Origin of the sequence: Acinetobacter sp. 1424608, assembly GCF_000588255.1 — a bacterium.
Taxonomy (GTDB): Bacteria; Pseudomonadota; Gammaproteobacteria; order Pseudomonadales; family Moraxellaceae; genus Acinetobacter; species Acinetobacter nosocomialis.
In genome coordinates this window covers 46,006-61,337 of sequence record NZ_JFXL01000005.1, presented here as the reverse complement: position 1 = coordinate 61,337, position 15,332 = coordinate 46,006, and the positions used below count along the sequence as shown (strand labels likewise).

19 protein-coding genes and 1 riboswitch are annotated in these 15,332 nt (G+C 38.8%); of the genes, 7 read left to right on the top strand and 12 right to left on the bottom strand.

Annotated features, from left to right (window positions below; genetic code table 11):
* Positions 1-139 precede the first annotated feature (139 nt).
* Positions 140-290: riboswitch (FMN riboswitch) on the top strand.
* Positions 291-380: 90 nt separating this feature from the next.
* Positions 381-1,040 carry a 3,4-dihydroxy-2-butanone-4-phosphate synthase gene (gene ribB / locus J678_RS11040; protein WP_017394206.1) on the top strand — a complete coding sequence of 220 codons (660 nt, stop codon included), beginning with the start codon at positions 381-383 and terminating at the stop codon, positions 1,038-1,040.
* A 63-nt stretch (positions 1,041-1,103) separates the two neighbouring features.
* Here ribB and J678_RS11035 read toward each other — a convergent pair whose 3' ends face one another.
* Positions 1,104-1,778, bottom strand: a complete 675-nt coding sequence (locus J678_RS11035; protein ID WP_017394205.1) for an HAD-IA family hydrolase — start codon at positions 1,776-1,778, stop codon at positions 1,104-1,106.
* Between the two features lie 97 nt (positions 1,779-1,875).
* Between J678_RS11035 and J678_RS11030 the strand changes: the two genes are divergently transcribed.
* On the top strand, positions 1,876-2,643 hold the full coding sequence (locus J678_RS11030; protein WP_017394204.1) for a hydroxymethylpyrimidine/phosphomethylpyrimidine kinase: 768 nt from the start codon (positions 1,876-1,878) through the stop codon (positions 2,641-2,643).
* Between the two features lie 45 nt (positions 2,644-2,688).
* Here J678_RS11030 and lysM read toward each other — a convergent pair whose 3' ends face one another.
* The 6 genes from lysM to J678_RS11000 form a co-directional block, all read right to left on the bottom strand.
* Positions 2,689-3,162, bottom strand: a complete 474-nt coding sequence (gene lysM / locus J678_RS11025; protein ID WP_017394203.1) for a peptidoglycan-binding protein LysM — start codon at positions 3,160-3,162, stop codon at positions 2,689-2,691.
* A gap of 188 nt (positions 3,163-3,350) precedes the next feature.
* On the bottom strand, positions 3,351-3,587 hold the full coding sequence (gene acpP, locus J678_RS11020) for an acyl carrier protein (protein ID WP_001279871.1): 237 nt from the start codon (positions 3,585-3,587) through the stop codon (positions 3,351-3,353).
* Between the two features lie 84 nt (positions 3,588-3,671).
* Positions 3,672-4,406 (bottom strand): 3-oxoacyl-ACP reductase FabG, encoded by a 735-nt coding sequence (fabG, locus tag J678_RS11015; protein ID WP_000191300.1) that lies wholly within the window; start codon positions 4,404-4,406, stop codon positions 3,672-3,674.
* Positions 4,403-5,389: an ACP S-malonyltransferase gene (gene fabD / locus J678_RS11010; protein WP_001274818.1), complete on the bottom strand. Its 987-nt coding sequence runs from the start codon at positions 5,387-5,389 to the stop codon at positions 4,403-4,405. The genes fabG and fabD overlap by 4 nt, the downstream gene beginning before the upstream one ends.
* Positions 5,390-5,541: 152 nt before the next feature.
* Complete coding sequence (gene rpmF, locus J678_RS11005) at positions 5,542-5,727, bottom strand: 50S ribosomal protein L32 (RefSeq protein WP_000290730.1); 186 nt, start codon at positions 5,725-5,727, stop codon at positions 5,542-5,544.
* Between the two features lie 74 nt (positions 5,728-5,801).
* A complete protein-coding gene (locus J678_RS11000; RefSeq protein WP_002050389.1) occupies positions 5,802-6,362 on the bottom strand; it encodes a YceD family protein in 561 nt (186 codons plus the stop codon).
* Between the two features lie 96 nt (positions 6,363-6,458).
* Between J678_RS11000 and J678_RS10995 the strand changes: the two genes are divergently transcribed.
* The 5 genes from J678_RS10995 (at position 6,459) to rluB (ending at position 10,400) form a co-directional block, all read left to right on the top strand.
* Complete coding sequence (locus tag J678_RS10995; RefSeq protein ID WP_004710311.1) at positions 6,459-7,121, top strand: elongation factor P hydroxylase; 663 nt, start codon at positions 6,459-6,461, stop codon at positions 7,119-7,121.
* Between the two features lie 89 nt (positions 7,122-7,210).
* Positions 7,211-7,828, top strand: a complete 618-nt coding sequence (locus J678_RS10990) for an L-threonylcarbamoyladenylate synthase (protein WP_002050309.1) — start codon at positions 7,211-7,213, stop codon at positions 7,826-7,828.
* A 225-nt stretch (positions 7,829-8,053) separates the two neighbouring features.
* Positions 8,054-8,845 (top strand): segregation and condensation protein A, encoded by a 792-nt coding sequence (locus J678_RS10985; RefSeq protein WP_006581110.1) that lies wholly within the window; start codon positions 8,054-8,056, stop codon positions 8,843-8,845.
* Positions 8,842-9,435: an SMC-Scp complex subunit ScpB gene (gene scpB, locus J678_RS10980; RefSeq protein WP_002050325.1), complete on the top strand. Its 594-nt coding sequence runs from the start codon at positions 8,842-8,844 to the stop codon at positions 9,433-9,435. The genes J678_RS10985 and scpB overlap by 4 nt, the downstream gene beginning before the upstream one ends.
* Before the next feature lie 41 nt (positions 9,436-9,476).
* Positions 9,477-10,400, top strand: coding sequence for a 23S rRNA pseudouridine(2605) synthase RluB (gene rluB, locus J678_RS10975; RefSeq protein WP_004710314.1), 924 nt, complete (start codon positions 9,477-9,479; stop codon positions 10,398-10,400).
* Between the two features lie 62 nt (positions 10,401-10,462).
* On the opposite strand, the gene bioD is transcribed toward rluB, so the two are convergent.
* From bioD to J678_RS10950, 5 genes are all read right to left on the bottom strand, one after another.
* Positions 10,463-11,107 (bottom strand): dethiobiotin synthase, encoded by a 645-nt coding sequence (bioD, locus tag J678_RS10970; RefSeq protein WP_002050388.1) that lies wholly within the window; start codon positions 11,105-11,107, stop codon positions 10,463-10,465.
* A complete protein-coding gene (gene bioC / locus J678_RS10965; RefSeq protein WP_017394202.1) occupies positions 11,108-11,857 on the bottom strand; it encodes a malonyl-ACP O-methyltransferase BioC in 750 nt (249 codons plus the stop codon).
* Positions 11,854-13,011, bottom strand: coding sequence for an 8-amino-7-oxononanoate synthase (locus J678_RS10960; protein WP_017394201.1), 1,158 nt, complete (start codon positions 13,009-13,011; stop codon positions 11,854-11,856). The genes bioC and J678_RS10960 overlap by 4 nt, the downstream gene beginning before the upstream one ends.
* Position 13,012: 1 nt before the next feature.
* Entirely contained in the window at positions 13,013-14,293 is a 1,281-nt protein-coding gene (gene bioA / locus J678_RS10955) for an adenosylmethionine--8-amino-7-oxononanoate transaminase (protein WP_017394200.1), read from the bottom strand.
* A gap of 90 nt (positions 14,294-14,383) precedes the next feature.
* Entirely contained in the window at positions 14,384-15,118 is a 735-nt protein-coding gene (locus tag J678_RS10950) for an alpha/beta fold hydrolase (RefSeq protein WP_017394199.1), read from the bottom strand.
* Between the last annotated feature and the right edge of the window lie 214 nt (positions 15,119-15,332).

Genomic DNA, 15,332 nt, shown 5'->3' with positions numbered 1-15,332 from the left:
ATAGCATTCCCTTTTAAAGCCAACAAGTAAGCGCTTGTTAAAAAACCTATTTCGTTTTATGAAAATGCTTATTCATAATGAGACTTAGCATTCTACAAAAGCATCTAGCCAATTTTGCCAAGCGCGCTATAATAAAACCCATCGCTTCAGGGCGGGGTGTAATTCCCCACCGGTGGTAAAGTTAATTTTCATATATAAATTAACAAGCCCACGAGCTTAAATTATTTAATTTGAGCAGATTTGGTGAAACTCCAAAGCCGACGGTATAGTCCGGATGAAAGAAGACGACGAACTGGGATAAATCCGTTTTATTTCAGTGCCAGCCTGTTTTTACATCAGTCCTGAAATGTTCAACCGTATTTTTACGAGAGCGTTTCATTATGTCTAGCTTAATTCAACCAGAACTTTTTTTCTCAGCCCTCTCTCCTGCAGAACAGCGTATTCATCAAGCATTAGAAGATATCCGTCAAGGTAAACCTGTATTGGTGATGGATGACTTTGATCGTGAAAATGAAGCAGATTTAATTGTTGCAGCCGAAACCCTAACTGTTGAGACCATGGCACGTATGATTCGTGATGGCTCAGGTATTGTATGTTTATGCCTGACAGAAGAATTAGCAGATCATTTAGATCTTCCACCAATGGTTTCTCAAAACTCAAGTCAGTTTCACACTGCATTTACAGTGACCATTGAAGCTGCTCAAGGTGTTACTACTGGTGTTTCTGCAAAAGACCGTGTAACAACGATTAAAACTGCTATTAAAGATGGTGCTGTTGCAAGTGACTTAAATCGTCCTGGTCACGTTTTCCCATTACGTGCACGTAATGGCGGCGTGCTTACTCGACGTGGTCATACTGAGGGAACAATTGATTTAGCAAGATTAGCGGGTTTAAAACCTGCTGGTGTGTTATGTGAATTAACTAATCCGGATGGCACTATGGCATCCGGCATTCAAGTTTTGGCTTATGCACAAACTCATCACTTAACAGTGATTACAATTGAAGAACTTGTTCAATACCGTCAACAACACGGTATTTAAATAAAAAAGGTTTGGCTTTAGATCAGATCAGAGCCAAACCTATAAATTAAAACTTACTTATATTTAAGAAACTTTCTTTTGTGCTGCCAGTTCTTCAACATAGTCCAAAAGTTCAGAGAATTGATTAATCATCGCTTTTGGCTGTGCTTGAGCAAGTTCCTCTGCTGTTCCATAACCATAAGTCACAGCTACCGCCTCAATACCATTGTGGCGAGCGCCTAAAATATCATATTGACGATCACCCACCATTAAACACTCTTCTGGATCTAATTGCTCACATTCAAGAATATAATGGATAAGCTCAGCTTTATTGGTGCGTTCACCCGTTAATTCACTGCCATAAATATGTACAAAATACTGGCTTAATTCAAAATGGTCTAAAATTCGTTTTGCATAAATCGTTGGTTTAGCAGTAGCAACGAACAAACGATATCCTTCTGCTTTTAAAGCTTTAAGGGTTTCTGCAACAGATGGATATACTTCATTTTCAAATAAGCCAATCACTGAAAAACGCTCACGGTAAGCAAGTAAAGCTTGCTCAGCTAGAGCATCATCTTGGGTAGCTAATAATTTTGCTAATGATGCTTTTAATGGCGGTCCAATTGTCCAATCAATATTTAAATCGGCAGCTAAAGGATAACCAAGCTTCTCCATTGCATAACGAATTGATGTATGGATGCCAACTTTAGGGTCTGTTAAGGTTCCATCTAAATCAATCAAAATATGTTTTATAGCCATTCAATCACTAACCCAGTAAAGTATTTAATTCAATTGGTCGAGAGTTTAATTAAACTCTCTTATACTAACGTAAATTTAAATTGAAAAGGAAATAACCGTGCGTCCAACCGTACTTTGTTTCTCGGGTTTAGACCCTTCAGGTGGTGCAGGTTTACAAGCCGATATTGAAGCGATTGGACAAAGTGGTGCCCATGCAGCAATTGCGTGTACAGCTCTTACCATTCAAAACTCACAACAAGTATTTGGCTTTGAAGCAACCTCAAAAGAACTATTATTAGCCCAAGCAAATGCTGTTGTAGGCGATTTACCGATTAAATGTGTTAAGTCCGGCATGCTTGGCACAACAGATAATATTGCGGCTCTAGCCGAATTTTTACGTGCCCATCCTGACTATCAGTATGTATTAGACCCAGTATTAGTTGCTAATAGCGGTGGTTCTTTAGGAGATCAGGCAACTTTAGTTAAAGCATTTGTTGAGCTGATTCCCCTAGCGACGCTTATTACGCCAAATACAGTTGAATTACGGGCATTAACAGGTATTGATGACTTAGAAGAAGCGACTCACAAGCTCTTTCAAATGGGTGCTAAAGCTGTATTAGTAAAGGGGGGACATGAAGATACCCCTAACTTCATTAAAAATAGTTTATATATTGATGGTGAACTTGCAGCGAGTAGTACTTGCCCTCGCCTTGAAGGTGAATATCATGGCTCAGGGTGTTCATTAGCAAGTTTTATTGCAGGTCGCTTAGCTTTAGGTGATTCTCTAAAAATTGCAGTACAACATGCAGAAACATGGTTATTTGGTATTTTAAAAAATGCCGAAGCACCTGTACCTAATGGACAAAAGATTCCAAAACGATTTTAACTATCAAATAAAAAGGCGCTTTAAGCGCCTTTTTATTTATTCCAATTACTGTGGAATACGTAAAACTTGCCCAGGGAAAATCTCATCCGGATCTTTGAGCATTGGTTTATTTGCTTCAAAGATTTTTTGATATTGATTGGCATCACCATAAAATTCTTTGGCAATTTTTGAAAGATTATCACCAGATTTTACCGTATAAAATTTGCTTTCCGGTTCAGGCGTAGCAACGGTCATCTGGTCATCTACATGTGCAACATGATCGACGTTACCAACAATAAGAATAATCTTTTCTTTATCCGCTTGGCTTTGTACTTGACCATTAATAGTCGCAGTATCAGTTGAACCATTATATGTTACAGATAAGCCTTCCACCCCGAGGCCTAAACTTTTAATTAATCCTAATAATTTATTCGCTACTTCTTGTGCAGAAGGTTCTGCTGGCGTTGCTGGAGCTGGTTGTGGTTCTGCTGGTGCGGTATTTTTCTTACCAATACCTTTTACAAAATCAAAAAGACCCATTTTTAGTCCTCATCTTATTGTTTATAGTAAAGTCATTAAACTGACCCTTATTGTTATACTTGAAAAAAGAGACACCTCTGCTATCAATTGAGGTTGATCTTGTAAAAATATGTATCTCTCTCAATTATTTTACTCAAATAAAAAAAGCCACCTTACGGTGGCCTTCTTTTTAATCAGCAATATGCGAATTAACCAAGTTTTTTAGTTACATAGTCAATTGCAGATTGAACTGTAGTGATTTCGTTTGAATCTTCATCAGGGATAGTGATGTCGAAGTCATTTTCGAAAGACATAACAAGTTCAACTAAATCTAAAGAGTCAGCACCCAAGTCATCCATGAAAGATGCTTCGTTTTTAATCTCTTCAGCTTTAAGACCAAGTTGTTCTGCAACCGCTTGTTTAACGCGTTGTTCGATATCGCTCACAGGAATTCTCCTCATTGCTTGTGGCGTTTGATTTGCCACTAGTTTAATTGAATATAAAAATTTTTAAAAGTTTATACATCGGCGTTAGGCCATGTATAAACCACCATTTACATGTAATACCGTACCGGTAATGTAACCTGCTTTATCACTTGCAAGGAAACTCACCGCATTTGCGATATCTTGTGGCTCGCCTAAGCGATTTAAAGCCACTTGATCACTCATTTTTTTGCGAATGTCTTCACTAAGTGCATCTGTCATTTCTGTTGCAATAAAACCTGGTGCCACACTGTTTACAGTGATTTGGCGGCTACCCATCTCTTTTGCAAGACTACGGCTAAATGCTTCAATACCTGCTTTAGCAGCAGAATAGTTCGCTTGGCCTGGGTTTGCAAAGTGAGCTACAACAGAACTGATATTAATAATGCGACCAAAACGTGCTTTCGTCATACCCTTAAGCACACGTTTAGATAAACGATAAACGGCTTTAAGGTGAATATTGAGAATGTCATCCCAATCATCTTCCGACATACGAAGCAACAAATTGTCTTTCGTAATACCTGCATTGTTAACGAGAACAAGTACAGGACCATAGTTCTGTTCAATATGAGACACGACTGCTTCAATCTCATCGAGATTACGCACATCGAGAGCCAAACCTGCACCTTGTTCACCAAAGCTATCAGTTAGCTTTTGTGCACCAGATTCAGAAGTCGCAGTACCTACGACAAAATAACCGTCTTGAATAAGTTGCTGGGCAATTGCAGCGCCAATGCCCCGACTCGCGCCCGTTACTAATGCAACTTTGCGTTCTTGTGTCATGCAATTTTTCCTTCTGCCACTAAAACAGCATTTAGGGCATCTTCCATTTTGCTCTTACTATCAATAGAAAAAGCTTTTTCAATATTTGGTAAACGCTTTGCGAGATTACTCAATACTGTACCTGGACCACACTCAACAATGTACTGAATACCTTGGTCTTGTAGAGACTGCATGGTACGTGTCCATTGTACAGACTGGTACAATTGTGCTGTTAAAGCCTGACGTAATTGAGCAACATCGGTAGCAATTCCCGCGTTGACATTTTGTATTACAGGAATGGTAGGTAGCTCAATGGCAGTTTGTTCCAAAGCTTCTGCAAATTTTTCTGCTGCCGGCTTCATCAATGAACAATGTGATGGAACAGAAACCGGTAAAGCAATTGCTTTAGCAGATTGTTCTTTTGCAAGTGCCATAACTTGCTGTACAGATGCAGTACTACCAGCAATCACAACTTGACCTTGTGAATTATAGTTTGCTGCTTCAACTGAACCTTGACCTGATGCACTCACGCTCTGGCACAATTCAACTACTTTATCATCAGCTAAACCAAGAATAGCAGCCATAGCGCCTTCCCCTTGAGGAACAGCATTTTGCATGAGTTTTCCACGCAAATTAACTAATTTAACTGCATCCGCCAAACTCATTGAACCTGCTGCAACTAAAGCGCTGTATTCACCTAAAGAGTGACCTGCAAGGTATTTAGGGGCTAAACCACCTAAATCTAACCATAAACGCCATAAAGCAATACTGGCAGTTAATAATACAGGTTGGGTATTTTCTGTTTGGTCTAAACCTTCACCACTTTGTGCAATGTGCCAAAGATCAAATCCTAGCGCGTCTGAAGCTTCGGCAAAAGTTTGCCCAACTCCACTAAACTGTTCTGCGAGTTCAGCGAGCATACCAACTTTTTGTGAACCTTGACCTGGAAACACAAATGCAGTTTTTGTGGCTAAAGCTACTTGTTCAAGACGTTTAGCAGACATAAGAAATCCTTTTTGGGTTTTCACTCATTTCTCTGGAGCGGAAATTTAACATTTAATTTGTATATTTATAATTGCGAAAAACAACAAAAAAAGGGAGCTTTCGCTCCCATTTTTTCTATACTTAAGCATCACGCTTAATGCATATCATGCAATTATTCAGCATCAGCTGCTTTAGCGAATAATTGGCGACCACGGTAGAAACCATCTTTAGTCACGTGGTGACGACGATGAGTTTCACCAGTTGCTTGGTCTACTGTTAATGCATTCTCGGTTAAAGCGTCATGTGAACGGCGCATGTCACGGCGAGAGCGACTTTTACGGTTTTGCTGAACGGCCATGATGGCTCCTTACAAAGATCGAAAAAATGGATCAGAACAAATTCAGTTGTCTTATCTCATAATCATAACACAAATTATGAGTTAAGTTTACCCTTCAAACCTGCCAAAACATCAAACGGGTTATCCCGTTTCTCTTCGACAACGTTCTGAATGGTAGGTTGATGTTTATGTTCACAAGCATCATGCTTGGGAGATAAAGGCATCAACAATAACAGTTCATCTTCTAGTAATGCGAGCAAGTTGATCGAAGCAGGTGTATCAAAATCACCTTTTGTCGAAGACTCACTTTCACCTAAAACGATGAAATCAGCATCCTCATCCAAGCGCTCTATCAGTGACTCATCATCTACAAGTGCAATATGAAAGTCAGAAACAATTGGCATTTCAACAGGTTCCAAACAACGTTGGCACTCCATTGGAACTTTTGTTTCCATGTGACCATCTAACCACACAATGCGATGATAGGCATCCATTGATAGCTTACAGTCTATGTTGATCAATTGGTTATCAATTGACCCAACAGCTTCACGAGCAATACGAGCAAGACGAGACAATGGTAGTTGACCTGACCATGTAAAGCCTTGTTCAGCCCATTTAAACGGCTCAATCTGTGCCGGAAAGGTATTTGCTGACATAATTAAGGCGGCAATTCTACAAATTCATCGGTACTCTGTCAAAGATTAAGATACAATTTTGTACTTCTTTAGACAGAACTCGGGGTAAATTAAGCAATGCACCTGTTGCAGCCGCAACCTGAAGTTAACACTTCATTACTCGTTTGCACCCATTCAACTCACCAAAACACTCTTTTACCTGACGTGGTGCAACTCTCACCATGGCCAAGCTCAAAATTAGAGTCTGAGCAAGTTGATTGGCTTATTTTACACTTTAATCACTGGTTTTCCCACCATAATGTGACATTAGTTCGTGGAGAATTTGAACCAGAATATTTCCCAGCAAATGAACATGAGCCAGCTAAAATCCAATTTGCTCATGGTTTTTTCAATAGCGCTTTACATGAAATTAGCCATTGGACAATTGCAGGTGCAAAACGACGTCTGTTGCCCGATTTAGGTTATTGGTATGCGCCAGATGGCCGAACTAAAGAACAGCAGGATTTATTTGAACAAGTAGAAATTAAACCTCAAGCCATTGAATGGTTATTTGCCCAATCTTTTGGCAGAAAATTTAGAGTATCTCTAGATAACCTGACAGGTGATGGCGGAGATGGCAAAAAGTTTAAAGATAATGTTTATATCCAAGTTCAACGTTACTTTTCTGGTGAAGCTAAACTACCTGTTGATGCAGCAAGATTCATTGAATGTATTTGCCAATGTACACGGGCAGGTACAGCGTTACAATTAGATGAATTTAAACGTGAACTCCTTGATTAAATGACAAAAAAACTACGTAAGTTACTTGCTTCCGAAGTTTGAAAAGTCTAATACTATTTTTAATACTGGCGTGATGGAGTCTCTAAAATATGCTGCATTTACATGTACATCCTGAAAATCCACAGCAACGCCTCATTGATCAAGCAGTTGAGCGTATTCGTGCAGGCGATGTTGTGGTCTACCCGACCGATGCTGCCTATGCAATCGGATGTCAGATTGGTAATAAAAATGCGATGGAACGTATTGCCCAGATTCGTGATTTAGGCCCTAAGCATCAATACGCAATTATGTGTTGTGATTTATCAGATATCGCGACTTATGCAAAAGTTGATAATGCGACGTATCGGTTATTAAAAGCAAATACACCTGCCATTACGACTTTCATTTTACCTGCAACAAGTGAAGTTCCACGCAGGTTAATGCATCCTAAAAAGAAAACGATTGGTTTACGCATTCCAAGTAACCCGATTTGTCAGGCTTTATTAAAAGAACTTGGTGAGCCTTTACTTACAAGTACATTAATTTTACCCGGACAAGAAGACCCACTTGATGATCCTTACGATATTGAAAGTCAGTTGTCTAAACGTATTGATGTCTTTATCGATGGTGGTTTTGGTACTTTAACAACAACTAGTATTGTTGATTTATCGGGTGAACATCCGGAAATTATACGTCACGGTGCTGGAGATGTAAGTGCTTTCGAATAAGCACTTATTCTCCTTTTTACCAATAGTTAAAAAAAAAGTATTATCAAGAAAAAAAATACTCTTTATTTAGTTTGGATTTTTTTTACACTTTAGTCGTTAAGCAATTTATTAAAAGCCACAATTCCTTTAGAATGTTTTTCACTATCTGCTGTTCTTCTGCTACAGCTCTTATTGACTTGAAAACAAGTCTCATGCTTTTGAAAATTCGCGTGGCTTATAATCGTAATGAACCAATCACTTCATCAATCCATGGAAGACGTTCCACACATCCGTGTTTTAGATGAGTGGCACGACACAATTCCTGAAGATCTTTATATTCCTCCGGCTGCTTTTGAGATTTTACTCGAACAGTTTGAAGGACCACTCGACTTTTTAATTTATCTGATTCAGAAAAACGGTTTTGATTTAATTCAGCTCGATATTGCACCTATTGCAACTCAATATTTAGCTTATATGGATAGCATGAAATCCTTAAATATTGAGTTGACTGCCGACTATATGGTTATGGCTGCTCTATTGGCTGATTTGAAATCTCGCTTACTCTTACCTAAACCTACAGTAGTGAGTATCGAAAAAGATCCTAAACAGGATCTTATTGATCGACTTGAAACTTATTTACGTATTAAACAAGCTGCTGAGCGTTTAGGTCAAATGCCAGTTCTTGACCGTGATACATTTAGTGCCAATGTAAGCTTAGGTCATATCGCGCCTGTTTATGAAGGTTATGATGTTTCAGCATTACATGACGCTTTGTTTTGCGTATTTAATCGTCCTGAACCCGTAACACACACAATTGCGCAAGAGCCTGTACTGTTAGAAGAACGTATTGCTTATATTGAAGAGAAATTAGAGTCAGGCGACGTGTTAAGTTTTAAAGAATTACTTAATCCCCAACAAGGCCGTATGGGAATGGTTGTAACTTTTATGGCTGTTTTAGAATTGACCCGACAACAAAAGATTAAAATTATTGCTACAGGTATTGAAGCTCCATTGGCTATTCAAGGGTCTGCGGCATGAGTTTTGAACAAAATAATAATGATTTGTCATTAGCTGACATTCATCACGAAGTTTTATTGCAACTTGAAGCGATTATTTTTGCCAGTGAAGCACCTGTTTCGATTGCTCGTTTAAAAGAAGCTTTTAATAATCAATATAACAAACAACAGCTTCGTCAGCTTTTACAACAACTTGCCCTCTTACAACATGGCCGCTCTATTGAGTTGATTGAAACCGCGCAAGGCTTTCGTTTTCAGGTAAGATCCAAATATCGCAATATTATTGCGCAGATTTGGCCAGAGCGACCAACAAAACTGTCGCCATCTTTACTAGAAACCTTGGCTGTCATTGCGTATCATCAACCAGTCACGCGTGCTGATATTGAACAAATTCGTGGTGTATCTAATAATAGTCAGATTCTCAGAACGCTATTTGACTGGAACTGGATTAAAGAAGCCGGTTTTAGAGATTTACCCGGAAGACCTGCGTTGCTAATTACAACGCCTCAATTTCTGAATGCTTTTGGTCTAGCCTCTTTAGGCCAATTGCCTCCCCTACAGAACGCCAAGGAAGCATTTATGGCTCTCGATGCGAATGCACCGAAATCATAAAGAGGTGGACTGTTGATCATTATGTCTAAGGTTGTGCTGTCATGAGTGAAAAATTGCAAAAAGTATTAGCGCGAATCGGATTAGGTTCTCGCCGATATATGGAAGAGGTTATTGCCGCAGGACGCGTGAGTGTAAACGGCCGCGTTGCCCAAGTGGGTGAGCGCATTGAACCAGGCGATGAATTACGCATTGATGGCCGTAAAGTTCAGTTCCAGATCGAAGATGAAATTCGTCGTCGTGTACTGATTTATTATAAACCAGAGGGTGAAATCTGTTCACGTAATGACCCTGAAAAGCGTCCAACCGTATTTGATCATTTGCCACAAATTGCAAATGACCGTTGGGTAATGGTAGGTCGTCTGGATATTAACAGTACAGGTTTATTACTATTTACAAACGATGGTGAGCTTGCTAACCGCTTAATGCATCCATCTAATGAAATTGAACGTGAATACGCTGTACGTGTAATGGGTGAAGTAACACCACAATTACGCCAAAACATGGTCAATGGTGTAGAGCTTGAAGATGGCCCAGCCAAGTTCGAATCTTTCTCTGAAATTGGTGGTGAAGGTATTAACCGCTGGTATCAAGTTGTAGTGAAAGAAGGCCGTAACCGTGAGGTTCGCCGTATTTTCGAATCGCAAGGTCTTAAAGTAAGCCGCTTATTACGTACTCGCTACGGTACTGTTATTTTACCACGCGAATTACGTACTGGTCGTTGGATGGAACTCGATAAAACTGATATCGACAACTTAGCTAAATCTGTTGAGTTGAAACCACGTCAAGGTACAGGTTTATTTGGTATGGCAAAACGTCGTACTGATCGTATGACCGAAAAACCAATGGCAGCACGTCGTGGTGGTTATTTACGTCAACAACGTCGTGATGATGAAAAAGAAGCACCAGCTAACACAGGTAATCAGCGTAAATCGACTGGTTTTAACCGTGGATTTAAAAAGTTCTAAGTAAAATTTTTAAATCAAAAAAACCGCTCACTTTAGAGCGGTTTTTTATTATTTAATTTCAATTAATTCATTTTTGCTAGTTCAATCCATTCAGCTTCTGGAAAATGAATAGCTAAGTAGTTCTTTAAATAATTTGAAGTATCCTGCGAAATTAATGGATCTTTTGATTCATCTTTTAAGTTATAAACCAAAGCTTTTAATTTCAGACCGCGTGACTTAAGTGCTTCGAGACTAAGCAAAGTATGGTTAATACTTCCTAGACGACCAGATGTCACCAAAATAACAGGAAACTGATGCTGAGCAACATAATCAATGGTGAGTAAACTGGTGGTTAAGGGCACCATTAAGCCCCCCGCCCCTTCTAATAATACAATTTCAAAACGCTCAGCTAATGTTTGAGTCGCATTTTCAATTTTTTGAAAATCGATTTCTCGGTTATCAAGTCGCGTTGCTAAATGAGGTGAAGCAGGATAACTAAAAATTTCGGGCATAGTCAGCTTATCGTGATCTTCTTGAAACCAACCTTGCCCCATAATTTCACGATGCTTTTCAATATCTTCAGAAATATCAGCATTACCTGTTTGAATGAGTTTTTGGGTAATTACTTTTTTACCCTGCTCAGTCCATAATTTTGCTAAAAAACCTGTCGCGTAGGTTTTACCAATTTCGGTATCAATCCCACTGACAAAATAGATCTGACCACTCATTTACTTCATTCTCCGGGCAATACAATAAATTGGGTGATATGTTAGGGCATATCCCTCGGCGTGCTTATACCGATCATAATCTTGATAAAACTGCTGTAAAGTTTGCTTGGTCCAACGGTGCTGCGCTGTCGCTGTTACACCAGTCGCTTTTAAATGTTGTAATACAGCTTTAGGCGAATCGAAATAAAGCTGAGTTTCTGACTCAGATAGATACAGAACTTCAAAACCAGCCTGAGTTAAGGCACTGTTCCAACTTTCAAGATTCCAATAACTTAAGCCCTGTCCGGTTAGCTCTTTAATTTCAATTAGGTTCTTAGGGCCAAATGTTGAAAAGCATAGCCAACCACTGTCAGTTAAAACATCATTACAACGCTTAAGCAAGAGCGGCAAATCCTGCATCCATTGCAAGGCAGAACCTGAAACAATCATATCGAGCTGCTGAGGAAGTTCTAAGGTTTCAACATCTCCAATTAACCATTTTAAATGCTCTTCGTGATTGAAGTGCTCCTGCACCTCTGAGTACAGATCATTCAAAATTAAATCTTCAATTTGAAAAGCTTCAACAAGCAGACGAGTTAAATTGCCAGAACCACAACCAATTTCAAAAACACGTCGTATCTTACTTGGGCAAAACTGCTTGAGTAAGCTTGTTAAATTTTGACAAATTTGTTTTTGAACAACCGCATGCTCTGAATAGCTTTGACCTGCTTTAGCAAAACGCTCGGCAACTAAATTTTTATTCAGACTCACAGAAAACTCACCAGTGCTTCAAGCTCGTATTGCTCGACCATTGACGTTAAAGAAATACGTAAACGCGAACTATTTTTAGGTACTGTTGGTGGGCGTACAGGCATGGCATAAAAACCACTTTCCTGAACCTGCTTCGCCTTATCGATAGCAGCCTGACTTTCTCCCACAATCACTGGAATAATATGACTGGTCGATGGGCTCAGATAACCCTTTTGTACCACTGCTTGTTGAAGATATTGGCTAATATTTTTTAAGTGTTCACGCTGAGGTTGAGCCACTAATACTTTTTGAAAAATAAAATTTGCCCAAGCCATAACAATCGGAGGTTGAGCGGTACTAAAAATAAGCGGGCGCATTTTATTAATGAGATAATCTTTAATAATTGGATGGCAAATAATATAACCACCGACTGCTGCTAATGCTTTACCTAAGGTACCAACTAGAAAATCAATTTCCTGAATTACATTATATTGTTCAGCACACCCTAAACCTTGCTGTCCACGTACGCCAATTGAATGTGCCTCATCGACATAAAGCATGGTTTTACCAAAACGTTTTTTAAGCTGGACTAAAGCGGTTAAATCCGTTTCATCACCATCCATACTAAAAATACTTTCTGTGACCACAATGATTCGTTCAATCTGGTCATCATCATGATACTTTTGTAGAAGCTGTTTTAAGTGCTGTAAATCATTATGTCGATACCGCACATACTGGCCACCGGATAAACGGATCCCATCAATCATACTGGCATGAACTAACTTATCTGCCAAAATTAAAGTTTTACTATCAGTAACAGCGGGCAAAATACCAATATTCATATGGTAGCCACTATTGAATAATAGAGCTGCCCGTCCACCAAATGCTTGGCTTAGGCTATTTTCCAACTGTTCATATTCATCAAAATTACCTGTCAATAAACGTGAAGATGAAGAACTAAAATAGCTGCGTTCTAATGGTAAGCTATCTAAAAACTCTTGGCGAAGATTAAGATCAGCCGCCAGTCCAAGATAGTCATTTGAAGCTAAGTTGAGCATTGTTTTATTTTTAATTGTAATAAAACGACCATGCTGCACATTTTGGGTAAATTGTCTGAAATTACCTTGTTGTTTTAACTCATCTAACTCGGTAGCAAAATGATCGAGCAATGACATTTTAATGTGCCCCCTGCATCGTTTTAACTACTTCAACTAACTGTTCAAGCAAGTCACTTAACTCTTGTTGAGTAATAACATAAGGTGGCATCACATAAACCAGTTTGCCAAAAGGACGAATCCAGATTCCACGCTCTACAAATTGTTGCTGTAAAGTTTTCATATCGACATTAAAGGTGAGTTCTACCACACCAATTGCACCGAGCACTCTTACATCAGCAACATAATCAAGCTGGCTTAAAGGTGCTAGATATTGGCTAAGCTGTTGCTCAATTCGCTTAATATTGACCTGCCAATCTTGCTCAATTAATAATTGCGTACTTTTTAAAGCAACGGCACAAGCGAGTGGATTGGCCATAAAAGTTGGGCCGTGCATAAATACCCCAGCCTCACCGCGACTAATGGTTTCAGCAACATGCTTTGTCGTTAAAGTCGCAGACAAAGTCATATAACCGCCCGTTAGCCCTTTACCTAGACACATAATATCTGGCTCGACTTGAGCATGTTCCCAAGCAAAAAGCTTACCTGTACGACCAAAACCGGTAGCAATTTCATCGAAAATTAACAACAGATGATATTTTTCACAAAGCGCTTTAGCCTGACGTAAATATTCAGGATGATAAAAGCGCATGCCCCCTGCACCTTGAACAATCGGCTCAATAATGAGTGCAGCAAGGTTTTCATGATTTTGCTGAATAGCTTGCTCTAGCTCGGCAATATCTTCTTGGTTCCATTCTTCATTAAATTTAGTTTGTGGTGCTGCTACAAAAAGACGATTCGGTAAGCTGGTACCAAAAATCTGATGCATACCTGTCACAGGATCACACACAGACATCGCATTCCATGTATCGCCGTGGTAACCGGACCGTGTGGTAATAAAGTTTGTTTTTTGTGGTTTTCCCTGTGCTGTCCAGAATTGCACAGCCATTTTTAAAGCAACCTCAACAGTGACCGAACCTGAATCTGTATAGAAAATTTTATCGAGACTTGGTGGGGTAATTTTTAAAAGAATTTTACCAAGCTCAATAGCAGGATCGTGAGTCAAACCACCGAACATGATATGTGACATGTTTTGTAGTTGATCGGTCACTGCTTGATTAAGTTCAGGGTGGTTATAACCATGTATTGCACACCACCAAGACGACATACCATCAATTAAAGTTCTACCATCATCAAGTTCAATCGTTGCCCCATAGGCACGCTTCACTTTAAATGTGGGTAAAGGTTGGGTCATTGAAGTATATGGATGCCAAATATGTTCCAAATCAAAATTATCGGTCATCCTCTATACCCTTTTACAGCAATCAAATCTTTCATTTAACACATGTTAAACCTGTTAAGAATGAAAGAAAATTGCGAGATCAACCAAAGCTTATGAACTTTGCTGATGAATTGTTAAAAATTGGCAGATTTCTTCAATTGTTCTTTCAGCCTGCAAGTAAGGAAAAGCGTGCGTAGCGTCTTTTAGCAACTTATAAGTCATGTTTTCTGTAGCGAAATCCTTAAAATTATCGATAATTTTGCAAGGAATGACATTATCTTGTTCAGCAAACAGGTGAAGCTGTAGACCTGGATAATTTTTCAAGTTATCTACCAAGTTTAACTGTTCTAGCATTTTTAAACCGTCTACCAGTATTTCCTGTGCGGGTGGATTTGCAATGTTTTGTACGCTCATCCAATCTTGTTTCGCTTGAGATGAGCCAAGTGTAATCAAATAATAAAAACGCTTTAAAGTGGCTTGTGGGTTCTGTAAAAAAGACCCTTTAAATTGACTAAATACATCAGCAGGCATTGCAGTTTGCCAATTATCATGAGCAACAAAACAAGGATTCGACGCGAGCGTAATTAATATTTTTGTTTGCCCTGTTTGCTTGTAAAAAATATCAACCAGTTGAGTTGCTAACTGCCCACCTAAGGACCAGCCTATTACCACATCAACTTCAGCCACTAAATCAAGCTGTGCTTGAAAGCTACTATCTAAAACATTAAAAATATTAATCAGTTGTGTGTCATAGCCAAATTTATTCAAACCCAATTTTAACGATTGCAGAGGTTCTATACCTACTCCCCACCCTGTAATCAATAAAATTTTATTTTGTAACTTCATGTGCCTATCCACAGTCAACTTTAGGAAGATTATATATGAAGTTCAATTCTAAATATCTTTTAAAATCAACAGAACGCTTGAATTTCAAAAAGTAAAATCAGTCATTTATAGTCAATAAATATTCTGAAATATATTGATATACAAGAGCTAAAATATTTATATGAAATATACAAAACTTTAATTATCTAAACATTGAAGCAAATCAAAAAACAAC